Below are 23,260 nucleotides of genomic sequence, written 5' to 3'. Positions count from 1 at the left end.
TCGTATCAGCTCGTGAGTGGCATCATTTTCTCGATTCTGACAGCTTCGCCAAATAGCGTTCAAAGGCGTTCAGAATGGGTTGGCTGTTTTTTGTGCTGTTTTCCGCTTGCGCAATGGCTGCACAGGTGGCTTCCAGGGTTGAGAGTTGTCCGGGCTTTTCAGCCTTGCGAATGGAGTAGCGGCTGGGTTCTGGATTGCAGAGAGGGTATTTCGGCAATGTGGTTAGCCAGGGGTTGAGGTACAGCAGCTTGCGAGCTTTTCGCCAGGTGCCGTCAAGGACCAGCAAACGCAGCGGTACAGTGACTGATTCGGAACGCTCGTCACTGCATGCTTCATTTTCTTCTGGGAATAGCAGGTGCAGGTTGCCCTCAGTTGCGCCAAATTGTTGTTCAAAGTCTGACTGGCTGAAAGTTTCAGTAATGATCAGCTTACTGTTAGTCAGGCAGCGGGCCAGCAGGGGAACGGTGCCTTTAGCGTGGCCGGATTCGCTGGGGTGTTGCCAGATAATCACCTCAATGCTGGGGGTTGTTTCTACCACCATGTCGCAAAAGCAGCGTGCCAGCGGAGTGTTGCATTTGGGGCAAAGTGGACGAGTCACAGCAAAGCTCGTGTTGATGAAGCGATCGGGCAATGATTGAAGGGTAAATCCGAAAACCCACATGATACACTACACGGCTTCGTAGTTAGATATCAAAGTAAGTTAGATATCAAAGTAGTTAGATATCAAAAAACTCAGAATCTGAAGGCGGGAAACTGCTGGAGTGAATGGGTATCTTCAACAGGATGAAACGGTGAAAGAGTATTTAATTGGGCATGCGACTGATTGGGTCAATCTTGGATGCCTGATCTGGTTTTTGGGCTGTTGGGTAGGCTACAGCCGCTTTGCCCGAAATATGGCCAAAAAAACGGATTGTTTGGCTTCTGTCATGCATGGCTTTCGATTGGCGTGGATGAGAGAGGTACTGTTCCGCGAAATGCGTATGCCGGATGCGTCGATCATAGCCAATCTGGAGCGCAGTGTTTCGTTTATGGCGTCCACTACGATTCTGGTATTAGCGGGTCTGGTGACTGTTCTGGCGTCATCGGATCAGGTGTATGGGTTGTTGCAGCATCTACCGTTTGTGGCTCCGACAAGCTCGGCTCAATTGCAATTTAAGTTACTGATACTGGTGTTTATCTTTGTCTACGCGTTTTTCACCTTCACCTGGTCGTTGCGTCAGTTCAGTTTTTGTAATGTGATTCTGGGCGCGACGCCCATCTTTAAGCACGGGGAAATTGATCAGGAGCAGCGTGATACCTACGCCAGACATACCGGCAAGGTGCTGGATCAGGCGTCGCACAGTTATAATTTCGGTCTGCGGGCGTATTATTTTTCTATGGCCATGCTGGCCTGGTTTATTCACCCGATTGCCTTTGTCATGGCTGTCGCGCTTGTGGTGGCCATTCTGTATCGGCGGGAGTTCCATTCGCGCACGCTGCACGCGATGGTGGAAGTCAGTCAGGATTGGGGCAAGTTTAACTGATCGTGCCAATTGGTTTCTGACTGTTGCTTGATCAGCACCAGCTTTTGAGCGCGGTTGAGTTTTTTGATGGCGGCCTCTCGTTGGCTGGCGCTGGATCGGTCAAAGCCGGATTCGATGTACAGTAACTGTTTGGGTGAGCGTCCGCGGAAAAACTTGGCTCCCTGTTGCGTGTTGCAGTGGGCGTGCCAGCGTTTCTCAATATCCGTGGTAATGCCTGTGTAGAGGCGATTATCGCTGCTGAGGATGATGTATACACACCAATGTGTTGTGGCGTTGTTTGTAAGATTGTCAGTAATATTGTCTGGCATCAATGAAACAGGTTTTTAAGGTGACAGAGCCCAGTGTCGCTGTTTATGTGTCTATTTTCCAGACTTTACCCGAATTACTTTTTTAATTTTAACGTCTTTTCAAACCTTTCCTGGAATCCATCTCGATGGCCAAAGCCAAACATCCTCCTCGTCCCAAAAAACAAGCTGCTGATGTGGATCGCAACTTTGATGACCTGGCTCATCGCTTTAAACGCAATGTCTACGATCGCCTGAAAGGGGATATTCGTTTGGCCGTACTGGAACGTGATCTGGAGGAGTTTATTCCCAGTGAATTGCTGCAGGCAAACAAGCCTCTGCGAATACTGGATGCCGGCGGAGGGCAAGGGCAGTTTAGTATCGCTTTAGCCCGGCAAGGACATAACGTGGTGTTGTGCGATATTTCAGAGGAGATGCTCAAATTAGCGCAGCAAAACTGCATGGAGGCCGGAGTGGAGGAGCGGGTGCAATTGCATCACGGGGCGATTCAGTCTTTGCAGTCTGTTGATTCGGAGCCTTTTGATCTGGTGATGTGTCATGCAGTATTAGAGTGGGTGGTAGAGCCAGAAGCGCTGCTGCAATCCCTGCTGCAATTGATGGCGCCGGGTGCTTATCTGTCGCTGACCTTTTACAACGTGAACAGCATCAAAATGAAAAATCTGCTGCGTACGAATTTCCAGAAAGTCATCGACGATGACTATAAGGGCTATCGGGGGAGCTTAACTCCGACGCATCCGAGAGAGCCGGAGAAGGTCTATGAATGGCTGGCTGGATTACCTCTGAAACAGTTGTGCTCCAGTGGTATTCGCTGTTTTCACGACTACATTCTGGAGCCGGAGCACCGTATGAATGAACCTCAGCAGCAGCTACTGCTGGAGTTGCGGTTGTCCCGTGAAGAGCCCTGGCGTTCGTTGTCACGGTACATCCATGTACTGAGCCAAAAAAGATCCATGTTCTGAGCCAAAAAAGATCCATGTACTGAGCCAAAAGATCCAGTGAGCCAAAAGACGGATTGTTGAGGTTCTATCAGCCTTTGAGCAGGATCCCGTCAGTCCTTACGTAAACCTTGTCAGTCCTTACGTAACCTCGTCAGCCCTTAAGCAAATAGTCCTTGGCCTGATTGATTTTAGCGGCCAGATAGTCACTGCCTCCGCGATCCGGATGGACTTTTTGCATCAATTTGCGGTGTGCCTGAATGATGTCTTTTTCGTTGGCATCATCTTTAAGCCCAAGAATCTGTAGAGCCTCGTGACGATCCATATGACCGGATAGGGTTTCTGTATTGCGGTTGCCAGAGTTGCTCTGCTGGGAGAAACGGCGCTGAATATAGGCCGTTAACAGTCGGGCGGATTCTGTATCCTCTTCGCGATAGCTGGCCAAAAGACTGTTCAGTTCCTCCTCGCTCAGACTGTCCAGCGTTTGGCCCTGAAACTCTCCTGCCAATATTTCTCCCTTCATCTCACCACTGGCCATGTTTACGGTCATGCGGATGAATCGGGTGGTGAGGGTGGGGTTGGCGAAGCTCTGCTTGCCGAGCCATTCTTTGATCGGTAAATGACGCAGAGCCAGCATCCCGAACTGGCGCACCAGTGGAATCATGATGGCGATCAAGGCACCAATCCAGTGGAGTTTGCCGGTAGCGGCTAACGCGACAGCGGCCAGAACCAGTCCATAAATAATGTACTTCCAGAAGAGCTTTTTGCGAACTTCAGGTGGTTGACGCTTGAAGTGATTGTAGCCGTACCAAGCCACCAGCGCGATGGTGATAAGCAGTATAAGTCTCGGCAGCACAAGCTGGGCCTTTATTGGAATGTGTGGCGGGATTATAAAAGGGCTGGCTGGCAATGGCTATCCATGTGTGAACGCCCTGGTGTGTTTTCGTTGGCACCGTTGATGCTGAGGCTGCCGTATTGAAGCCGAACAGGTATGATAGCGGCCAACTGGAGGCGTAAGTGCCCAGATTAGCTGAAGTACAGATTGTATTAAGTGCAGGCTGAATTACGTACGGATTGAATTAAATACGCCCTGTTGTGGCGGTCAAACATCAATGAGGTAGTGTTGTGAGTGTTCAGGTAATTATGAAAGATGGTCGCCCCGAATGGGCGGTGTTGCCCTACGCAGAGTATGAGGCCTTATTGGCAAAGGCAGAGGCCGCTCAGAGTGGCGACCTGCCTGTGGCTCAGGCGTCTCCAGCGGCAGATGAGTCTGCATCGGGGTTAAAACCGGAGGATCGTCGTCAGTTGCGCAACAGCATGATGGAGCAGCTGAAAGATGTGGCGTCTATTTCTGATGCAGGGAGTTTTCACGGCGCAAAAGTGACTGCTGTCATGAAGGCCAAAGGGCTGGATGGCAATCACGTGGCCAGAGAAGTGGGGATCAGTCCGGTGTATCTGAAGCAGATCGAGACCGGTGAGCGTGAGCCCAGCGAGCCTATCCTGCGTAACATTGCCCGTGCACTTGGGGTGGATGTCAACGAGTTATCTGGCCTTTGAGGATTGATTTCGGTTTTCTCGGTTCGAAGAGCGCGTTACGCCGTCGTACCGGGTGGCCAGATGGCAGCCATTGCGGCCATTGCGTTTAACGTAGTAAAGCGCCTGGTCAGTGGCGTTCAGCAGATCCAGTGGGTCGTGTTCGGGCTGGGGAACAAGGCCCCCCACGCCAAAGCTGGCAGTGATGTTGAGTGATGATCCCTCGTGAAGGAACGGCTGCGACTCAATGGATTTTCGAACCTTTTCGGCCTGAGTCAGTGCGTTAGCCGGCAGGGTGTTTGGCAATAGAATAACGAATTCTTCACCGCCGTAGCGACAGGCAATGTCGTTTCCTCGCTGAAAGCCTTTTTTCAGCAATTTGGTGACAAATTTAAGGGCATTGTCGCCAGCCAGGTGACCATGCTGATCATTCAACTCTTTGAAGTGATCAATATCCACCAAAATCAGGGAGACGGGATCCTGTTCCCGGCGGGCCCGTTGCCATTCTGTCAGAAACTGACGGTCGAAATACAGGCGGTTATAGGTGTCTGTCAGACCATCGGTACAGGACAGGGCTTTCAGCTCCAGATTGGCGATACGCAGTGCCCTTTGTGCGCTTTTAAGCTCCTGATTTTTCTCTTCCAGAGAGGCGGTTTTCTGGGCTACCTCTCTGAGCATCAAATCCTGCACCTTTTCGAATTCGGCCAATCTTATCCAGTGGCTGATGACTGCCTGAGTCACTGACAAAATTAGAGCGTAACCGCAGACCGACAGTGTTGCAGATTCTGGTCCAAGGCTAGACCATGCAACAGCTGCCAGCACACTGCCGGAGAGCAGCAGAAAAACGGATTTTCGGTAATCAGACTGAAGAATGTCCGGATGCTGCCAGAGTTGAAATGAAGTGCTCAACAAGAGGGTGATCAGAGTCAGTGCCGCCAGGACAGGGAGGGCGGAAGTCGAGGCATCGCTGGCGTTGGCCAAGGCAGGCAGGAGGCAAGTGGCTAAGGCAAGCCAACGTCTTAACATTGATGTCTCCGAACGTCCTGTTGTGTATACCTGCCGTAGCTGGTCATGGCATGAATATGAAGTGTGACGTAGTTCCGTGAATTTGTGGGTGCGCCATGTTAGTGGAGCATTTTGTCGCATTATTCAACCTTTATCAAGGTTGTGATTGTATTGACCATGACTCCAAAGTCAGTCAGGTTCTAAGGGAAAACCTTGGGGGATTCAGCTGGACATCAATGGTGACGGTGGGATTGAACCCTATGAAGCCAGTTGTCAGGCAGATTGTTGAGGATGTCTTGTTTGAAGTCCCCTTTGATCATACCCATTTCGCAAAAGGTGTTTTGTTCATCAATCTCGAAATAAATACTGCTTTCTTCGGGGGGATAAACTTTGATCATCGGGGTTTCTGAGATGGGTTGTTGCTGATGGCAGAGGTCCTTGAATTTCAAATAGACTTCTTCATAGGATTGGCCGTCGAGGGTAAGTTCGCATTCAGTCGTAAATCGAAACGTCATACTAGGCATGGTACATCTCCCGTTTTGGGCCTGTGTGTCCATACATTTCACGTTTGTGACGCGTTCTATCCATGGTGGTGATACCAGTCAGTATAGAACCCATACAGCTCTTTATTGGGTGTTTTTGTCGTCTTTGTGCGCCATTTCCCGAATGCTGTCGAGCATTACACCTTCCTTGATGCTGCCCGCTGAAACTGTGAGTTGATTGATTGTGAAGGTGTCAAAAATTGCTTGCAGCAGTGCCAGACCGGCCGGAAGTACGTCCCAGCGAAGAGAATCCGGGATGATTTCGCTCAGTTTTCCCTGTTGCCTGAGGTTCTCAAGCAGGTCTTTTAGCTGTTGGCGGGTGATAATCGAAGGCTCCGCATCGTTTGGTAGTAAGTCCAGAATGACCCGCATGGTTCCGGAAGCCCCTAGCGCCTGTTGCCAGTGAGTGGCGGAAAAGGTTTCCTGAAGAGGAGCAAGGGTCTGACAGCTGTATTGATAAGCCTGATTCAGGCTTTCTGGGGTGATGGTGGGTTGCTGGGCGAGAGGAAAGTAGCGATTGGCCAGATCCACGCAGCCAAGTGCGAAACTGTGCGATTGTGAAATCTTATTACCCCGGCCGATGATCAGTTCAGTACTGGCGCCACCAATATCCACCACCAGTATTGGCTGTTTTCTTTCTGTTGCGGGCAGGCTGTGCTGTACCCCCTGATAGACGAAGTTAGCCTCTTGCTGTCCACTGATGATTTCAACAGGGCCTCCCAATATGGGTTCTGCCATGGAGAGAAACTGAGCCAGATTATTGCATTGCCTAAGTGCCTGAGTACCAATGGTACGCACCAGAGCGTTGGGATACTGTTGCAGGAGTGTACTGAAATCTTCCAGGCAGCTGCGGGCGCGTTCCAGTGCAGCTGCAGATAAATTGTGTTGTTCATCGACGCCGCGAGCCAGCTGGACCATAACCTTTTGACGGGCAACCTCGTGCAGTTGGCCCTCTGACCATTCACTGATTAATAGATGAAAACTGTTGGAACCCAGATCGATCGCTGCAAAGTGTGTAGGGTGGGGGTTTTTCATTGATATCCATTTGCCGTTTAAAAGGTGATCCTGATGTCGATTGTAACGATTTACGGAAAAAAGTAACCTGCGGGCAGTTTGGTTGCGGCCTCTGCTATTCTCAAGTTAACTTTATTAAGGTGATTACTAAGGTAAATATGCTATGTCTTTTCTGAGTCGAAAAGCCGTTATGGTGTCTGAGGATCAGGCGCTCCCGGGACGAGATGAGGTTATGCCTCTGTCCAACAAGCACGCTGTGTTAGGGACGCCCATACAGCCACCGTTTCCCCAGCATCTGCAACAGGCGATTTTCGGTCTGGGTTGCTTCTGGGGGGCAGAACGAAAATTCTGGCTGTTGGATGGTGTTTATACCACCGCGGTTGGCTATAGCGGCGGTTTTACTCAAAACCCAGCCTATGAAGAAGTGTGCAGCGGTATGACTGGGCATAACGAGGTGGTTCTGGTGGTCTATGATCCTGAGAAAATCAGCTATCAACAGCTGTTGTCGGTGTTCTGGGAGTCCCACAATCCCACTCAGGGCATGAGGCAGGGCAATGACATGGGCACTCAATATCGTTCAGGGATTTACACTTTTGATGAGGAGCAGGCATCCCTGGCGACCTTGTCAAAAGTGCGTTATGGCGAGTCTCTGGAGGCGGCGGGCATTGGTGAGATCACCACGGAAATTCTCCCGGCCAAGCCGTTTTATTACGCAGAGGAGTACCACCAGCAATATTTGCACAAGAATCCAAATGGCTACTGCGGTTTGGGGGGAACAGGTATTAGCTGTTCCCTTTGAGATTGTTTCGAGTCGGGATCAGGCCTTTGGTTTTGAATGAATTCTCATCAAGCCTTCCTGGCTGGAGCTTGCCACCAATTTACCATCCTGTGAGTAAAAGCGGCCGAAGTTGAGTCCACGGCCGCCGGCAGCTACCGGGCCTTCCATATGGTAGTAAATCCACTCGTCCACTCTGAAGGGCTGATGAATCCAGATGCAGTGATCCAGCGTCGCGGCCTGTAAGGTGGTGCCATTTTGACGGTAACTTAATCCGTGGGGCAGCATGGCTGATGCCAGCAGGCGAAAGTCAGAGGCGTAGGCCAGGAAAGCCTGATGCATGGGGAAGTCGTAATCCAGTTTGTCCCGGCATTTAAACCAGAAGCCATGTACCGGTTCACTGGGCTCTTCTCGCAAAAAAGGCAGTTGGCCGGTGCTGCGGGCATCAAATGCCCCCAGGGTATCGGCTGGCGGTGGCTTGGGAACATCGGGGTTGGCATCCAGGTAGGCTTGCAAGCGCTCCCGGTCGGACACCAGCTCGTCCGGTTGTGGCACCGCGGGCATTTCCGCTTGATGCTCCAGACCATCTTCAGGTTCTTTGAATGAGATCGAGGTATTGAAAATGGCCTTGCCGTTCTGTTTTGCCACTACACGGCGAGTGGTAAAAGACTTGCCATCACGGATAGGATCGACTTCAAAGATGATGGGGCGCGTGACGTCCCCCGGACGTAAAAAGTAAGCGTGCATCGAGTGCATAATGCGGGATTCAGGCACCGTTCGGATCGCTGAATAGAGGGCTTGACCCAAAACCTGCCCTCCAAATACCCGGGGCAGACCGGTTTCCGGAGTTGTGCCTCGGAACAGCAAGGTGTCCAATTCTTCGGTTTCGATCAGGTTAGCTAGCTGTTGGGTTGGGGTCGTCACAGGGCAATCTCACTCTCTGGTAAGTCAAAGCGATTGGCGCCTCGGAATGGCACTGGTTATCGCATTGATATGGCATTTAAAGCACTATAAAGCTGCCTTATGAGCAAAACTATAGCATGTTGAGGCGAAATCCCCGGAAGCTGACTGAAAATGTCAATCAGCCTTGGGATATCGGAACCTGCTCTTCGTTACGCCAGTCATTACGCCAGTTGATAGCTGCACCAGTCACTCCAGCTGCCGGGGTACAAGTCCGGGGTTTTGCCGGCAAGGTGGGCGGATAGCAAGTTGACGCAGGCGGTCACTCCAGAACCGCAATACACGATAACCTGTTGGGATTCCGGTAGATCCAGCCAGCGGCGCAGGTGGAATTCCAGCGGCTTGATGTAGCCGGCCTCATCAGTGATTTCTTGCCAGGGCTTGTTGATGGCTCCAGGGATGTGTCCGGCAATTGGGTCAATGGGTTCGACATCTCCGTTGTAGCGATGAGCTTCGCGGCTGTCCACCAGCACGACCTCTTGCTGATCTGACAATGTCTTGACCTTGCTGTAGTCCACGAGATGATCGGTACTTAAGGTTAACGCTTGTGTGTGTTGGGTGGGATGCAGTGGTGGTGTGCGGCGATCAAAGGGTTTGTGGTGATTTTTCCAGGCAGAATAACCGCCATCAAGCAGTCTCACATTGCGAATACCCACAGCTTTTAAAAGCCACCAGGCTCGAGCGGCGAAGGCAAAGCGTTGATCGTCATAGACAATCACAGGTGTAGATTCCCGAATTCCCCAGAGCTGTAACTGTTCTGAAAAAGCTTCGGATGAAGGAAGAGGGTGACGACCGCCATGTGTCGAAGGTGTACCGGACAGGTGTTGTTCCAAATGACAGTACTGAGCACCCGGGAGGTGATCCTGATGATATAGACGCTCGCCTTCTGCGGGATCGGAAAGGGAGAAGCGGCAATCAAGTATCACGCTTGTGGCCAGTTCTGCCTCGACGCTGTTGACGGTTATTATCGTTTTACTCATTACGGATTCAGCGATGTCACTGCTCATTTCAAATGCACCCTGTTTGTTTTAGCTTGTTTTAGTTTGTTGTTAGCTGGTTTCACTTCGTGATGTGCAAAAAATGTCCATGCTGATCACGTTAATGGCTGGCTTTCTGTTTGAATTTTGATCAACCCCAAAAGAATACTACTAAGTTCTTCAAGGTAATAACAAAAAAATTTCATTGAATCTGGGTTTTATCATCAGGACAGTCCTAGCTTTGCGGTTGTTTTCCCTGCAATTGATAGGCAAAAGCAATAATGTGAGCCACGGCGGTGTAGAGCGTTTCAGGAATTTGGTCTCCCAGCTCAAGGGTGAGGAGTAAGTCGACCAAAGCGCTGTTGTCGCAGAGTGGAATCTCGCATTCCTGCGCTATAGCCATAATCTCTTCAGCCTTTTCTCCAATGCCTTTGGCCGTCACTCTGGGGGCCTGTTCACCATCATAAAATAAGGCGACGGCTTTCTGCAGTTGTTGGTCGCTGAATGCTTCTGCTTGGCTCATACAAATCACTTCACGTTAGGTTTTGTCGTTTTACTTCAGTTTTTGTCGTTTTACTTTAGGTTTTGATGTCTACAAGGGCGTAATTAAGCCGCATGTTGTTGTCGGTTGCGGGCTTGCCGGGAAAACACTCCAGGTTTTTTACGGTGCAACCGTCTTTTTCCAGCTGTTGGCGAAGGTCATTAAGTGTTTCTCGGGCTGTGTGAAAAGTATCTGGATTCTCTGCCCAGAGGCTGGCATTGACCTGCTGATTGAGAATGGTCAGATGGGCGTGGAAATAACCGGCGTCCGGTAATTCAAAAGTCAGTTTCACCTGCCATTGCCGGGCTTTTTCTTGCGAGGACGCTTTATCGTCTGAGTAATCAGTCACCCAGTCGTCCTCAATCTCCATTGAAAGGGATTGGGCGTTGTACCCCAGGTTAAGGGGGATTTCTAACTGCACAGACTGGTTTTTTACGCCCTCACTGTTGGGGTGTGAACGTTGTAAGGACTGTAGTTGTAGATAGAGAATTTTCCCCAAAGCCTGGTGGACTTGTCCCTGCAACGCTTGCATCAATTGTTGAGGTGCAACGGAAGTTTGATGACTGGATCGCTTGGACTGTGTCGGCAGCAGCTGTTGCAATAAAGAGATTAATCCCTGTGCGCCTATGGTTTTAGCGTGCAAGGTTTGAGCGGACAAGCTTTGAGCAGACAAGCTTTGAGCAGACAGCGCCGGGTTCGCAGGAGTTGCCGTCGGCAAGCTGTAACCGGGTATCGATGGAGGTGTCGATGCTTGAGCTTGGGAGGTCGAGGACTGAGCGGCAACCTGTGTTGCCATGCCCTGTGGCGTCGCTGGTTGCTGTGTGAATTTGCTCAGTTGGTTCAGCGTATGCAGCAAAGCGGCTTTCAAGTCTGTTTGGGACAATGGGGCATGGTTGGCACTGTTGGTATTGACGTTCGAGCCCTGTCGGCCCAGCTGGTGTTCAAGCTGTAAACCGCTGCCTTTGATGGCCTGCTTTAAAGAATCGGGCTGTGACAGCTGTTGAGGGCTTCTCAGATGTGACGCTAATTGCTGCAGGCTTTCCTGAAGGCTGCGGGGCAGTTGCTGCAAGCTTGTATGGCCCGGTTGCTGGACAATTTTGGTGATTAATTGAGCGATTATCAGGCTTTCACTGATTGCCGAAGCCTGTCCCTCTTTCATTTGCGCAAATTGTGGCAATTGGGTACGCAAAGCCTGCTGTAAGGTCGTAAGTTGCTGGGATGTCAGTGCGTTTAGCTTACTATCAACAAGGTGGTTTCCCGGCTGCGCCTGTAAAGCACTCTGAGAGGCGCTCTGGGATATCATTGTCGTGTAGGACGGCGTTGCCTGATTATTCGGCACCTGTACCAATTGGCCATTCTGAAGTTGAAGTGACAGGGTCTGATTGGGGCGGATGGCTTTGTCGGTGTATATCAGTACTGATTTCCCCTTCACCTCCAGCTCAACCAGCTTCAGATTGGAAGAAGACAAAAGCTTGTCCTGCGCCGTGGCGTTGCGATTGGCACTGGCATTGGCGCTTTCCGACGGTGGAGTGGCCTGTTGGATCAGTCTGGCACGCAAGGGGTCATCAACGGGATGAATCGATTTAACGAGTGCGGTTATGGTTTCTCCGGCTTTGACATTCAGGGCTTTCAGAGCAGCTTGTAGGGTCTCTTGCCGCTGGTTCATCAGCTGAGTCACCGGGCTTTGATTGCCCCGGAGTGTGGTTTGGCTGCTGGATGGGAGATCGATAACCATTTGGGTAAATTCCCGATGAAATTTGTGGCTTTTGCCAGTAAGATTGCGACCCGATGATGCATCTTAACTAAGGTATTGATTTGCCTTAACTTTACTTAACTGCCACTGCGATATACTGCGCCTGTGAGCGGTTTTTTGGCATAAGGCGCGTTTGAATAGTGGTCGATATAAGCTTATCGGCCTGAAAAGCAAAAACTTTTCAGATGTTGTGGCAAAAATCGTAAAAATGACCCTTTTGATCATTGGGTTAAGACTTTTAACCAGCTAAATCCGCTGAAATTCACCCTTGGGCATGGTCTTTCTATGAATCATCCATTATTAGAGCTACAGGCATTGCGCTGTGAGCGGGATGAAAGGGTGTTGTTCGAGAATCTTGACCTGCAAGTCATGGGTGGCGATATCGTTCAGGTGGAAGGGCCTAACGGCAGCGGCAAAACCACGCTGTTGCGCCTTCTGACAACGACTTCGGCAGATTACGAGGGCCAAATCCTGTGGCGGGGTGTGCCTCTCAAACAGAGTCGGCTGGAGTACCTTAATCAGTTGCTGTTTGTCGGACATTTGCCCGGGATAAAAAAAGCGTTAACACCCCGGGAGAATCTGAACTGGTTTTGCGGCATCAATCAGGGACATCAGCGATGCTCTATTGAATCAGCCCTGGACGAAGTCGGATTGTTTGGATTTGAAGATGTGCCTTGCCACCATTTGTCGGCGGGGCAGTTGAGACGTGTTGCTTTGGCCCGTTTGTTTTTAACACCGGCGCGGGTCTGGATCCTGGATGAGCCTTTTACCGCTATTGATAAGCAAGGCGTTAAAAATCTGGAAGCCTTAATGGCTGAGCATGCTGCCGGAGGAGGGTGTGTATTGCTCACCACTCATCAGGATATGGCTATGGATGGTGTGCGACGATTGAACCTCGAAGACTTTAAGGGTGTCGCTGATGAGCAGTTCTGAGCAGGTGAGCGGTAGTGAACATCAGTCGCGTACCAGCCTGAAGGCGGAACCTCTGGTCACTCCGGGAGTTGGGGCTGGATTTATAGCTACTCTACGGCGGGATGTGCTTATAGCTTTCCGTCACCGCAGTGAAATCGCCAATCCCATCATGTTCTTATTGATGGTGATTACGATGGTGCCACTGGGCATCAGTCCGGAAAGAGCGGTTTTGGCGGTACTCGCACCGGGGATGATTTGGGTCGTGGCTTTGCTGGCGACGTTACTCTCGCTGGATGCCTTGTTTCGGGCCGACTACGAAGATGGCGCTCTGGAGCAATTATTAATGTCGCCCCAACCGCTGTATTTTCAGGTTCTGGCGAAAGTTTTGGTTCACTGGTTCGTCACTGGATTGCCGCTCACCATTATGGCTCCGTTGCTGGGCGTCATGCTGTCCTTGCCGGCGGCGGGTTATTGGCCTCTGGTGTGTTCACTGCTATTGGGCACCGGCTGTTTGAGCTTGATCGGAGCCATCGGCGCGGCTTTAACGGTGGCTTTAAGAAAGGGAGGCATATTGATCTCTCTGATCATTATGCCGTTATACGTTCCGATACTTATTTTTGGTTCCAGTGCCGTTACCAGCGCGATTGATGGATTTCCGTATGGTGGGCAGTTGGCTGTGCTGGGCGCTTTCTTGGCAATGGCTGTGATTCTGGCACCGGTTGCGGCGGCTGGCGCCCTGCGAATCAGCGTTAACGGTTAGACTCGGAAAGTCAGAATGATCGGAACGTCAGAATGATCGGACAGTCAGAGTGGCCGTAAACTCGGCGTTTCAGACGAGTTATTACGGTTTGAAGCTCTGAACAATTGGAAAGAGCTGTGTCTGGTTAGTAAGAATTTATAAGCCTGAACAACAAAGTATTTTAAACAGGTTTAAGTAAAAGTTTTGCAGAGAGGATAGACAGTGGGTTGGCAGTGGTTTCACAGATTGGGTTCGCCGCGCTGGTTTTATGAGAAAACCAACGCCTGGATTCCCTGGTTGGCAGTCATCAGCATCAGTTTGTTGGTGGCCGGTGCGGTTTGGGGACTGGCTTTTGCCCCTGAAGATTACAAACAGGGCAATAGTTATCGGATTATTTATATTCACGTACCTGCGGCCTTTCTGGCTTTGGCCGGTTACTACACCATGGCAATCAGTGGTGCTGTGGGGCTGATCTGGAAAATGAAACTCGCGGACATGGTCATGAAGTGCGCGGCACCTATCGGCGCGGTATTGACTTTTCTGGCTCTGGTGACCGGGGCGGTCTGGGGTAAGCCGACCTGGGGAACCTGGTGGGTATGGGATGCCCGCATTACATCAATGTTGGTACTTTTTTTCCTGTACCTGGGCGTTATTGCGTTGCAGGGAGCCTATCAGCATCAGGATACGGCCAATAAAGCCAGTGCGATTCTCGCGCTTGTGGGCACCGTAAATATTCCTATCATCTACAAGTCGGTTGATTGGTGGTACACCTTACATCAGCCAGCAACCATCAAATTCACGTCTGAATCTACCATCGATCCTTCCATGCTGTATCCATTAATGATGATGGTGGCAGGGTTTTATGTGTTTTATGCATTGGTTTTATTGATGAGTACACGCAGTGAGGTTCTGGTTCGAGAGAAAAAGACCCGCTGGGTTAAAGAATTGATGCTTGAGAAAGCTTAAGTCAAAGCGCAGATTAAGTGAGAGCAGAGGCACCAGAGTTCATGAAATTTCAGTTTGAAAGTGCAGCAGATTTTATATCCATGTCAGGTCATGGTCCTTATGTCTGGGCCTGTTACGCCATTACAGCCGCTTGTCTGGCGTATCTGTTCGTTGCGCCGATAATGAAACGCCGCAGCCTGATGGCCGAATTAAAACGTCAAGCAAGGATTGCTGAGCGAAACGCCGCGGGTAGGGCGTAATTCGCGAATACCGTGAAAGTGATCCACATTCAGTTATTTAAGTGAGAAGTATTAATGCACCCGGTACGAAAACAGCGCCTGATCCTCGTGTTATTCATCGTCATCTTCGCGAGTGTCGCAGTAGGCTTAATGGCTTATGCTCTGCGTGAGAATATAAACCTGTTCTATCCTCCAACCAAAATTGCGTCTGGAGAGGCTCCGGTGGATACCCGTATTCGTGCAGGGGGATGTGTTTTGCCCGGCAAGGTACAGCGGTCCTCCGACAGTCTGGATGTGAATTTTCTGATTACCGATGGCGCCGCAACGGTAGCGGTCCACTACACTGGAATCCTGCCGGACCTGTTTGCTGAAGGAGAAGCCGTTGTCGTCAATGGCAAGCTGAATGGTGACGGAGTGTTTATGGCAACCGAAGTGTTGGCCAAACACGATGAAACTTATACACCACCTGAAGTCGCAGAAGCGATGGAGAATGCCGGTGGCGAACATCAAAAAACTTGTGAAGGAATGAGTTATGGTTCCTGAGTACGGACATTTCGCGCTGATTCTGGCCTTTTGCCTGGCAATAACACTGTCAGTTTTGCCGTTGTGGGGCAGTTACACGGGAAACCGGGCCATGATGGCGACAGGTCGCAGCTTGTCAGTGGGCATGTTCACCTTCGTTGCGGTGTCATTTGCCTGTCTGGTTTACAGCTTCGTGCAAGATGATTTTTCGGTCGCGTACATCGCCAACCAATCCAACAGCTTGCTACCGGTGGAATACAAAGTCAGTGCTGTGTGGGGCGGCCATGAGGGATCTCTGTTGCTGTGGGTGCTGATTCTGGCTGGCTGGACCTTGTCCGTTGCCTTATTCAGCAAGCAGATGCCGCTGGATATGGTGGCCCGAGTTCTGTCAGTGATGGGAATGATTGCCGTTGGTTTCTGCGCCTTTGTTCTGTTTACATCCAACCCTTTTGATCGGTTATTGCCTAACGCCCCTGCAGACGGCAGTGACTTGAATCCTCTGCTGCAAGATCCGGGACTGATCATTCATCCGCCCATGCTGTACATGGGTTATGTTGGTTTTTCGGTTGTGTTTGCTTTCGCTATTGCTGCATTGATGTCAGGGCGCCTGGACAGCGCATGGGCGCGCTGGTCTCGTCCGTGGACGACCATTGCATGGGCCTTTCTCACGCTAGGCATTGCACTGGGCAGCTGGTGGGCCTATTACGAGCTGGGCTGGGGCGGTTGGTGGTTCTGGGATCCAGTCGAGAACGCTTCCTTTTTGCCATGGCTCGTGGGTACCGCATTGATTCACTCTCTGGCTGTGACAGAAAAACGAGGGGTGTTTAAGAGCTGGACGTTATTGCTAGCTATCTTTGCCTTTTCGTTGAGCCTTCTGGGGACGTTTCTGGTTCGTTCGGGTGTACTGACTTCGGTTCATGCCTTCGCTGCAGACCCAGAGCGCGGTGTGTTTATTCTGGGCTTTTTAGCGATTGTTGTCGGTGGTTCATTGACGCTTTATGCGTTTAAAGCACCGGCGGTTAAATCGGTTGCGAGTTTTGAATGGATTTCCAGGGAGTCATTCCTTCTGGGCAATAATGTTCTGTTGGTGGTGGCTACCGGAACAATTCTATTAGGAACCCTTTATCCTTTAATCGCGGATGCTTTGGGGTGGGGTAAGATTTCGGTGGGGCCACCGTATTTCAACTTTTTCTTTACGCCGCTCATGTGCTTGGTGGCAGTTCTGTTAGGTGTTGCGGCACTCGTTAACTGGAAACGCACCAACCTGACGACCTTGTGGAAATGGTTAAGAACACCGATTGCTTTGAGCATTATCCTGGGGGCAGTTTTGCCTTTCTTTATCGGGGACGAATACTCTTTCTCCGCTGCTCTGGCGATTGCTCTAGGTAGCTGGATTATCCTCGCGATGATCACCGATGTGTTCTACCGTTTACGGAATCGTACGGGTTTTTTGAAAGGTTTTAATCAACTTTCATTGAGCTATAAAGGGATGTTGGTTGCCCACATCGGCGTTGCGCTGACGTTATTGGGTGCGAGTCTGAATACCATTTATTCAGATCAGCGGGATCTTCGGATGGCTCCGGGCGAAAGCCTTGAACAGGGCGGGTATGAATACCTTTTCAAGGAGATTGCCGATGTACGCGGCCCCAATTACCTGGCCACCCGGGGTATCATCGAGGTGTATCAAGATGGCAAGCAAGTTGATGTGCTACTCCCTGAAAAGCGTCGCTATCTGTCTGGCGGTAATATGATGACGGAAGCCGCTATCAATGCTGGCTTTTGGCGGGATTTATACGTTGCTCTGGGAGAGCCTCTAGGCGATGACGCCTGGGCCGTGCGGATCCATTACAAACCTTTTGTGCGCTGGATCTGGTTGGGAGCAATCTTTATGGGATTGGGCGGATTGATGGCTGTATTTGATAAGCGGTATCGGCAAAAAGCAACTCGCAAGAACGAGTCCTTGCCGTCATCTAAAGCGGCTTCGCCTGAAACGGCCTCGTCGGCTACTTAATCGATCCCTTTGTACTGTGTAACGTTAATTGAGTGGGTGATATGTCACGTTTAAAGCTGTTTATTCCGCTGATGATTTTTGCAGTGTTGGCGGCATTCTTTTGGCGAGGCCTTAGTCTTGATCCCACGGCAATGCCTTCCGCGCTGATTGATCGGCCTATGCCGACATTCAGTCTGCCGACGGTGAATGACGAGAGTCTGGTAATCACTCAAAATGACCTGAAGGGTGAAGTCACCTTACTGAATGTCTGGGCTACCTGGTGCGTTTCCTGTCGTGTCGAACATCCATACCTTGTTGAACTGGCGAATCAAGGGGTTAAGATTGTGGGTGTGAATTACAAGGATGATGTCACCGAGGCGCAAAAGTGGCTGAAAAACCTGCACAATCCCTATGTCTATAGCATTGTCGATGCGGACGGACGCCTGGGAATTGATCTGGGTGTTTTCGGCGCTCCTGAAACCTATGTTTTGGATCGCCAAGGCGTCATTCGCTACAAACACGTCGGTGTCGTTGACGATAAGGTCTGGAGCGAGCAGATTGAGCCCATCGTTGCTGCCCTGAGCAAAGGATAGCTTGATCAATGGGTAGGCGGCCATAGAGGAGAAATAGTTTATGAACAGTGCTCTGTGTCCTCTTTGCCGGAAAAACAACAACTGTGGGAACTTGAAGCAACCAGCTTCCTCGTCTGAAAAGCTGGATTGCTGGTGTCTCCACGAATCTATTCCTTCAGCTGCCCTTGAAGCTCTCCCCCCGGAGCAGCGAGGCAAAAGCTGTATCTGCCAGTCCTGCGCTAAAGCTTTTACACTTTCCAACAGTACTTCTACATCCAATACTCCAGCTTCTGACCAGCTTGCGTTTCCTGTGGGGCAGACGTCGTCATCGTGATCTTTGGATCGCTTCACCGTCGCTAAAACTGATCAAACCTTTACCGTCCGTTGTTGTCTATACTGTCTCAAGCAACAAAATCACCAACACGTATAGATCACAGGAGTAACGATATGAAATACCGTTTAGGTTTGGCGGCTTTGGCTCTTTCACTGGGTTCTGGTGGAGCTTTCGCAAATGATGTGGAAGGGACTATAGAATCCCTGGATCCTGCGGGTAAGACGTTGGTCGTGCAGGGCATTACGTTTCACGTCAATGAAACAACTGATTTTGATGACGGACTTAAAGGATTTGAGAGCCTGAGCGTCGGTCAGAAGATAGAAGTCGATTTTAATTACATGGAAGGAAAACATTATGCCCGAGAGATCGAACTGGACGATTAATTCCTCAATACCAAGTGCGATGTCAGCTTTTATACGGCGCTCAACAGCGCTAGTGGCGACAGCCGTTCTACTGACAGCTTGTTCTCAGACTGAGACGACAAAGGCTACAAGTCAGGCTGAGGTGATCCCTAAGGCTGCGGGTGTGGCTGATAATCAGACCTTGCCCGCTGTGGCTCCAAATGCACAGAAAGACTTGTATCCAGAAGAACGGGTTTATACGGACACACTCAAGGGCTATGAAACCAAGGAGTACGTGTTCAGTGTGTCTGCCGGGCAGCATGTTGATATTCAATTCAACACAGATAATCCGAGTAGTTACTTTAACGTCACCCCGGAAGGGAGTAGAACCGCCATTTTTATAGGTTCTATGAGTGGCGCTCACTTTGATCAGACCTTTACCGCGGCAGGAGACTACAAGGTTTTGGTTTACCTGATGCGAAATGCTGCCAGACGTAATGAAACGGCAAGCTATGATTTGCAGATCAGGTTAAGTGGGAAGTTACCAGCAGAGGGGCCAGAACCATTGGCGAGGTCGAGAATGCACCCGAGCTGGGATGTGAATAACGACGGTGTTAATGATTGTGAGCAGGATGGTAGCTGTGATCACACGGTTGATTACTCAAAGCCCAGGCCATAATCGAATTAGGGCTTAATGGAGCTAGTCCTTCAATCGAGCTAGCCCTGAATGAAAAAGAGGGCCATTACGTCACCGTAATGGCCCTCTTTTTTGTTGGGAATAAACTGAGGGGTTAGGCTTTATGGGCTTGAGCGAGAGCAGCCTCATCGGCTATGGCTTGCAGATCACTTTGGCGTTTAAGATCACTCGGTAATCTGGCTGCAGCAATGGTAAAGCCTGCCGCCGAGATGATACCGATAGAAGCCGTAATTGCCAGAGCGTAACGCAAAGAGTCTGTTCCCAGTGTTGGAGCGAGAAAATCACTGAGCATACCCGCACACAAAGGACCGAGTCCCAGGCCAATCAGGTTCAAAATAAAGAAGAGCACCGCAGAACCCATAGCTCGCATCATTGGAGGTAACAGGGAGTGGGTGATCGCAATGGTTGGACCCAGATAAAACGCGCCGGTCATGGTAGACACAAACAGAAAGGCCAAAATTATACCGCTGTCCGGATAGAATAAGGTACCCAGCATCAGCGGGAAGCTGATAAACACAGGGATCGCACAAATCCACAGGTACCAGCGCTGATCTTTGGCGCCAAATTTGTCTGCCAAATAACCGCCGAGATAAGTACCAATCATACCGCCAATACCGGAGATTAACGCCAGGGCTGTACCGGCTTGCAGGCTGTCGTAGTCGTGTGAACGCATCAGGAACGATGGCAAAAAGTTACCCACACCGTAGCTGGTAAAGGCTGCCAGACCTGCCGCGAAGGAGAAGAAACGAAAAGAGCGTAACTCCCAGAGGGTAGCCATGGTTTGTTTGAAATTGGGCTTTTCGCTTTTTTCGTGTTGGGCTTTGATGTTGTCGGGGTCGGATTGTCCACGAACAGGTTCTTTGATGGTAAACCGAACCAACAAGGCAACCAGAATACCGGGAACCCCTACCACGAAGAATGCCCAGCGCCAGCCGAATGTATGATTGATCCAGCCGCCAAGCAGGAAACCCATCAAGATACCGAAATAGACGCCGGTGGAATAGAACGAGAGAGCGGTGCCGCGTTTTTCCGGGGGGTAGTAGTCAGAGATCATGGAATGGGCAGGGGGGCTGCCACCGGCTTCACCAATACCCACACCAATACGGGCCAGTAACAGTTGGTAAAAGTTGTGGGTAGCGCCTGACAAGGCTGTCATGCCGCTCCAGATGGTGATCGCCAGCGAGACAATATTGCGTCGATTCCCGACATCAGCCCAGCGAGCAATAGGAATACCGACACTGACGTAGAAAATCGCAAAGGCGAAACCGGTCAGCAATCCCAACTGGGTATCGGAGAGCCCCATATCCGCTTTGATGGATTCCTGCAGAATCACAAGGATCTGTCGGTCAATAAAGTTGAACGCGTAGACAAGGGTCAGTATCACAAGCACATAACGACGATATGCGGGACTGTAACTGACGGGCTCAGCGGGGGTGTTCACCGCTGTCTTAGGGCTTTCCTGGCTCATAAACTTCTCTTTTATATCGTTATATTGTAGAAGAACATAACAGATGAGAGTCTGTCAGGAAAACCCTTATTTGCTTTTTTTAACCTGTATGAGCGTGGTGAATTATGCGTTATAGCCAGGCTAAATACAGTGACTTTAAGCGGTGCCTGGAGTCAGGAAAATTGCTGTTTATTCGACCATTTCAGGTTGCTTACTGACCACCTTCATTGAAGATTGGTGGGGTACGGTATCGGGGTACACTTCATTCAGTGGTCTTGGAATACCGTCGCTGTTTGTCACCTGAGCATGTCGTCGGGTTAATTGTCTGGGCTCTGATACACCGCAGGAGTTGGCAATGACACCGACTTCGTACATGAGGTTGCGCGCAAAGCTTTTCACCCGCACGGTTTTATTGGCCGGGTTCAGTCCTTTTTGAAGTTCCGGATCATGGGTTGTAATGCCTGTTGGGCAGGTGTTTTTATTGCACTGCAGCGCTTGAATACATCCCAGCGCAAACATAAAGCCTCGCGCGCTTACGGCCACGTCAGCCCCTACACACAGAGCCCAGGCCACATCAGACGGATTGATCATTTTGCCGGAGCCAATCACTTTTATACGCTGTCGCAAGCCGTATTCATTGAGCTTGTCGATAACAAGCGGCAGGCTGCGTTTCAGCGGCAGGCCCACATAGTCAATCAGACTCTGTGGCGCGGCTCCGGTACCGCCATCGGCACTGTCTATGGTAATGAAGTCTGGAGCGTACTCCAGACCGCGCTGGTGAATGGCCTGACAAAGTTCGTCCAGCCACTGGCTTTCGCCGATCACAACCTTAAAGCCGGTGGGTTTTCCAGAAACCTCGCGAACACGGTGGATAAAGGTCAGCAATTCGTCGATGGATCGGATATCCGGATGTCCGTTCGGGCTGATCGAAGACATGCCGACCGGGATGCCGCGAGTGGAAGCGATCAGAGGCGTGACTTTCTCTCCCGGAAGAATGCCGCCTTTGCCGGGCTTGGCGCCCTGGCTCAACTTAACTTCAATCATCTTGACCTGTGGGTGGTCGGCAACAGCTTTAAGCTTTTCGTCATCCAGAAGACCATCCGGGGTGCGCACACCGTATTTGGCAGTACCGATCTGAAAAACAATGTCGCAACCACCCTGAAGGTGATAGGGCGACAGGCCGCCTTCGCCGGTATTCATCCAGATACCAGCTTCTTTCGCACCTTGAGAGAGTGCCTGAACAGCGGGGACTGACAGGGCACCAAAACTCATACCTGAAATATTATAAAAAGAGTGGGTGGTGTAGGGTGATTGGGCAAAGCCTTCACCAAAGGTAATGGCTGAAGGCGGTAAGGCTTCTTCTTTCAAAATTGGGAACAGGCCGTTGAGAAACAGGATCTCACCGGCCTGATTCAGGGGGCGGGTAGAACCAAACGCCACAGTAGAGTCAATATCTTTGGCTGCACGGTAAACCCAGCTCCGTTGAGCTCGGTTAAACGGCAGCTCTTCACGATCCAGCGCGAAAAAGTATTGGCGGAAAAATTCGCCAAGGTGTTCAAAAAAGTAGCGAAAGCGTCCGATGACCGGGTAGTTGCGGCGAATGGCGTGTTTTGTCTGGTGCACATCCACCCAATAAAGGTAGGCCAGCCAGATAAGGCCGACACCCAGAGCCAGAATGAGAAGGAGTGCGCTAAATTGAAAGAATCCGTGAATAAAGTTAGCCAGCCAATCCATGAAATTACCTTTTTGTCAGGTTTGGGGCAGACGCAGGAGGTCTGCTTAAGCTTGCGGTCTGCTTGCCGTTAAGATGAGGAGGATGATAGCAGAGTCCCAAACGCTTTGTGCAGAACGGAATTGAGCGTAACTCTCTGATTTTCCGATAAATCCTGTGAAAGTATCGAGATATCAGCAGCATTTGATAGGATTACCCGATAAGCTTGAGTTTGCTGAATGAAAAGTGGCTTACTATCAAGTAAACAGAAAAGCCAGATAAACAAAAGGTTGGTCCCGTGCCCTTAAACTACTCAACTCGCAAAAACCGTATCCGCAAGCCTGCGATCATTGATGTGGAAGCCACCGGCTTTCATCCACTCAGTTATCCGATCGAAGTGGGTGTGGTGAACAGTGACGGCGATCGATATTCCTCGTTGATTAAACCCTATGAAAACTGGGATTTTTGGTCAGAAGAGGCAGAAGCTGTTCACGGTATCAGTCAGGCGGATTTACAGAAATACGGTAAGCCGGGTGGGGTGGTGGTTGATGAGTTGAACCAATTTTTACAGGGGCAAACGGTGTACAGCGATGGCTGGGTGGTTGATAAACCCTGGTTGATCAAGCTGTTTGACCGAGCCAGAACACCGATGAACTTTTGGCTCTCGCCGCTGGAAATGATTCTGGCTGAGCCCATGATGGCGTGTTGGGACGAAGCGAGGGCGACCATTGCTGAAGACTTTGAGGGAAAGCGCCACAGGGCAAGCACGGATGCGTTGTTTATCCAGAAAACCTACGATTGCGCAGCGGAGCTCGCAGGGGTGTAATTCTGAAGTGCCCTCATTAGGACAGCTTGTGATCTGTCTTAATGAGGGCACATATAAGAGATTTAAGTAGAAGAGAGCTTAAATCTCAGCCGCCAACCGTGTTCCCTGATCAATTGCGCGTT

Annotated in this window: 27 protein-coding genes; 15 read left to right on the top strand and 12 right to left on the bottom strand. The window is 50.5% G+C overall.

Going from position 1 to position 23,260, the window contains the following annotated elements; all coding sequences use genetic code 11:
• Window positions 1-22 precede the first annotated feature (22 nt).
• Window positions 23-598, bottom strand: coding sequence for a tRNA-uridine aminocarboxypropyltransferase (locus ACTG33_RS05070; protein WP_439134108.1), 576 nt, complete (start codon window positions 596-598; stop codon window positions 23-25).
• Between the two features lie 193 nt (window positions 599-791).
• On the opposite strand from ACTG33_RS05070, the gene ACTG33_RS05065 reads away from it, so the two are divergent.
• Complete coding sequence (locus tag ACTG33_RS05065; protein ID WP_439134107.1) at window positions 792-1,523, top strand: DUF599 domain-containing protein; 732 nt, start codon at window positions 792-794, stop codon at window positions 1,521-1,523.
• On the opposite strand, the gene ACTG33_RS05060 is transcribed toward ACTG33_RS05065, so the two are convergent.
• Window positions 1,499-1,831 (bottom strand): GIY-YIG nuclease family protein, encoded by a 333-nt coding sequence (locus tag ACTG33_RS05060; RefSeq protein ID WP_439134106.1) that lies wholly within the window; start codon window positions 1,829-1,831, stop codon window positions 1,499-1,501. The genes ACTG33_RS05065 and ACTG33_RS05060 overlap by 25 nt on opposite strands.
• Window positions 1,832-1,956: 125 nt before the next feature.
• Here ACTG33_RS05060 and ACTG33_RS05055 point away from each other — a divergent pair, with 125 nt between their 5' ends.
• Window positions 1,957-2,787, top strand: coding sequence for a methyltransferase domain-containing protein (locus tag ACTG33_RS05055; RefSeq protein WP_439134105.1), 831 nt, complete (start codon window positions 1,957-1,959; stop codon window positions 2,785-2,787).
• Between the two features lie 130 nt (window positions 2,788-2,917).
• Here ACTG33_RS05055 and ACTG33_RS05050 read toward each other — a convergent pair whose 3' ends face one another.
• The gene (locus ACTG33_RS05050; protein WP_439134104.1) at window positions 2,918-3,619 is read right to left on the bottom strand and encodes a DnaJ domain-containing protein; all 702 of its coding nucleotides are present in this window, start codon (window positions 3,617-3,619) and stop codon (window positions 2,918-2,920) included.
• A 269-nt stretch (window positions 3,620-3,888) separates the two neighbouring features.
• Between ACTG33_RS05050 and ACTG33_RS05045 the strand changes: the two genes are divergently transcribed.
• Window positions 3,889-4,320: a helix-turn-helix domain-containing protein gene (locus ACTG33_RS05045; protein ID WP_439134103.1), complete on the top strand. Its 432-nt coding sequence runs from the start codon at window positions 3,889-3,891 to the stop codon at window positions 4,318-4,320.
• Here the strand turns inward: ACTG33_RS05045 and ACTG33_RS05040 are convergent.
• The 3 genes from ACTG33_RS05040 to ACTG33_RS05030 all read right to left on the bottom strand — a co-directional run bounded on the left by ACTG33_RS05040 (window position 4,306) and on the right by ACTG33_RS05030 (window position 6,878).
• Window positions 4,306-5,322: a GGDEF domain-containing protein gene (locus tag ACTG33_RS05040; RefSeq protein ID WP_439134102.1), complete on the bottom strand. Its 1,017-nt coding sequence runs from the start codon at window positions 5,320-5,322 to the stop codon at window positions 4,306-4,308. The two genes, ACTG33_RS05045 and ACTG33_RS05040, sit on opposite strands and share 15 nt — an antisense overlap.
• Before the next feature lie 212 nt (window positions 5,323-5,534).
• A complete protein-coding gene (locus tag ACTG33_RS05035; RefSeq protein WP_439134101.1) occupies window positions 5,535-5,825 on the bottom strand; it encodes a hypothetical protein in 291 nt (96 codons plus the stop codon).
• Window positions 5,826-5,927: 102 nt separating this feature from the next.
• Window positions 5,928-6,878, bottom strand: coding sequence for a Ppx/GppA phosphatase family protein (locus tag ACTG33_RS05030; RefSeq protein ID WP_439134100.1), 951 nt, complete (start codon window positions 6,876-6,878; stop codon window positions 5,928-5,930).
• Between the two features lie 142 nt (window positions 6,879-7,020).
• On the opposite strand from ACTG33_RS05030, the gene msrA reads away from it, so the two are divergent.
• A complete protein-coding gene (gene msrA, locus ACTG33_RS05025) occupies window positions 7,021-7,656 on the top strand; it encodes a peptide-methionine (S)-S-oxide reductase MsrA (RefSeq protein WP_439134099.1) in 636 nt (211 codons plus the stop codon).
• Between the two features lie 18 nt (window positions 7,657-7,674).
• Here msrA and ACTG33_RS05020 read toward each other — a convergent pair whose 3' ends face one another.
• From ACTG33_RS05020 to fliK, 4 genes are all read right to left on the bottom strand, one after another.
• A complete protein-coding gene (locus tag ACTG33_RS05020) occupies window positions 7,675-8,556 on the bottom strand; it encodes an acyl-CoA thioesterase (protein WP_439134098.1) in 882 nt (293 codons plus the stop codon).
• 200 nt (window positions 8,557-8,756) lie between these two features.
• The gene (locus ACTG33_RS05015) at window positions 8,757-9,599 is read right to left on the bottom strand and encodes a sulfurtransferase (RefSeq protein ID WP_439134097.1); all 843 of its coding nucleotides are present in this window, start codon (window positions 9,597-9,599) and stop codon (window positions 8,757-8,759) included.
• Window positions 9,600-9,804: 205 nt separating this feature from the next.
• Complete coding sequence (locus ACTG33_RS05010; protein WP_439134096.1) at window positions 9,805-10,092, bottom strand: EscU/YscU/HrcU family type III secretion system export apparatus switch protein; 288 nt, start codon at window positions 10,090-10,092, stop codon at window positions 9,805-9,807.
• 55 nt (window positions 10,093-10,147) lie between these two features.
• Entirely contained in the window at window positions 10,148-11,845 is a 1,698-nt protein-coding gene (gene fliK, locus ACTG33_RS05005) for a flagellar hook-length control protein FliK (protein ID WP_439134095.1), read from the bottom strand.
• 303 nt (window positions 11,846-12,148) lie between these two features.
• Here fliK and ccmA point away from each other — a divergent pair, with 303 nt between their 5' ends.
• From ccmA to ACTG33_RS04955, 10 genes are all read left to right on the top strand, one after another.
• A complete protein-coding gene (gene ccmA, locus ACTG33_RS05000) occupies window positions 12,149-12,796 on the top strand; it encodes a cytochrome c biogenesis heme-transporting ATPase CcmA (RefSeq protein ID WP_439134094.1) in 648 nt (215 codons plus the stop codon).
• Window positions 12,783-13,535 (top strand): heme exporter protein CcmB, encoded by a 753-nt coding sequence (gene ccmB / locus ACTG33_RS04995; protein ID WP_439134093.1) that lies wholly within the window; start codon window positions 12,783-12,785, stop codon window positions 13,533-13,535. The genes ccmA and ccmB overlap by 14 nt, the downstream gene beginning before the upstream one ends.
• A gap of 201 nt (window positions 13,536-13,736) precedes the next feature.
• The gene (locus ACTG33_RS04990; protein WP_439134092.1) at window positions 13,737-14,480 is read left to right on the top strand and encodes a heme ABC transporter permease; all 744 of its coding nucleotides are present in this window, start codon (window positions 13,737-13,739) and stop codon (window positions 14,478-14,480) included.
• Window positions 14,481-14,521: 41 nt separating this feature from the next.
• A complete protein-coding gene (gene ccmD / locus ACTG33_RS04985; RefSeq protein WP_439134091.1) occupies window positions 14,522-14,719 on the top strand; it encodes a heme exporter protein CcmD in 198 nt (65 codons plus the stop codon).
• A 54-nt stretch (window positions 14,720-14,773) separates the two neighbouring features.
• Window positions 14,774-15,241, top strand: a complete 468-nt coding sequence (gene ccmE / locus ACTG33_RS04980; protein WP_439134090.1) for a cytochrome c maturation protein CcmE — start codon at window positions 14,774-14,776, stop codon at window positions 15,239-15,241.
• Window positions 15,231-17,231 (top strand): heme lyase CcmF/NrfE family subunit, encoded by a 2,001-nt coding sequence (locus ACTG33_RS04975; RefSeq protein ID WP_439134089.1) that lies wholly within the window; start codon window positions 15,231-15,233, stop codon window positions 17,229-17,231. The genes ccmE and ACTG33_RS04975 overlap by 11 nt, the downstream gene beginning before the upstream one ends.
• Window positions 17,232-17,272: 41 nt before the next feature.
• Window positions 17,273-17,803 (top strand): DsbE family thiol:disulfide interchange protein, encoded by a 531-nt coding sequence (locus ACTG33_RS04970; protein ID WP_439134088.1) that lies wholly within the window; start codon window positions 17,273-17,275, stop codon window positions 17,801-17,803.
• A 40-nt stretch (window positions 17,804-17,843) separates the two neighbouring features.
• Window positions 17,844-18,116 (top strand): cysteine-rich CWC family protein, encoded by a 273-nt coding sequence (locus tag ACTG33_RS04965; RefSeq protein ID WP_439134087.1) that lies wholly within the window; start codon window positions 17,844-17,846, stop codon window positions 18,114-18,116.
• Between the two features lie 113 nt (window positions 18,117-18,229).
• On the top strand, window positions 18,230-18,499 hold the full coding sequence (locus tag ACTG33_RS04960) for a DUF5666 domain-containing protein (protein WP_439134086.1): 270 nt from the start codon (window positions 18,230-18,232) through the stop codon (window positions 18,497-18,499).
• 142 nt (window positions 18,500-18,641) lie between these two features.
• Window positions 18,642-19,136, top strand: a complete 495-nt coding sequence (locus tag ACTG33_RS04955) for a hypothetical protein (RefSeq protein WP_439134085.1) — start codon at window positions 18,642-18,644, stop codon at window positions 19,134-19,136.
• 112 nt (window positions 19,137-19,248) lie between these two features.
• On the opposite strand, the gene ACTG33_RS04950 is transcribed toward ACTG33_RS04955, so the two are convergent.
• Together ACTG33_RS04950 and ACTG33_RS04945 are read right to left on the bottom strand one after the other, a co-directional pair.
• Window positions 19,249-20,622, bottom strand: coding sequence for a spinster family MFS transporter (locus tag ACTG33_RS04950; RefSeq protein WP_439134084.1), 1,374 nt, complete (start codon window positions 20,620-20,622; stop codon window positions 19,249-19,251).
• A gap of 168 nt (window positions 20,623-20,790) precedes the next feature.
• Complete coding sequence (locus ACTG33_RS04945) at window positions 20,791-22,335, bottom strand: FMN-binding glutamate synthase family protein (RefSeq protein WP_439134083.1); 1,545 nt, start codon at window positions 22,333-22,335, stop codon at window positions 20,791-20,793.
• A gap of 275 nt (window positions 22,336-22,610) precedes the next feature.
• On the opposite strand from ACTG33_RS04945, the gene ACTG33_RS04940 reads away from it, so the two are divergent.
• The gene (locus tag ACTG33_RS04940; protein WP_439134082.1) at window positions 22,611-23,138 is read left to right on the top strand and encodes a 3'-5' exonuclease; all 528 of its coding nucleotides are present in this window, start codon (window positions 22,611-22,613) and stop codon (window positions 23,136-23,138) included.
• Window positions 23,139-23,260: the final 122 nt, after the last annotated feature.

The organism is Pseudomaricurvus sp., assembly GCF_965662505.1.
Classification (GTDB): Bacteria; Pseudomonadota; Gammaproteobacteria; order Pseudomonadales; family Cellvibrionaceae; genus Pseudomaricurvus.
The sequence above is the reverse complement of the archived record's forward strand: the minus strand, read 5'-3'. Positions and strand labels throughout refer to the sequence as shown.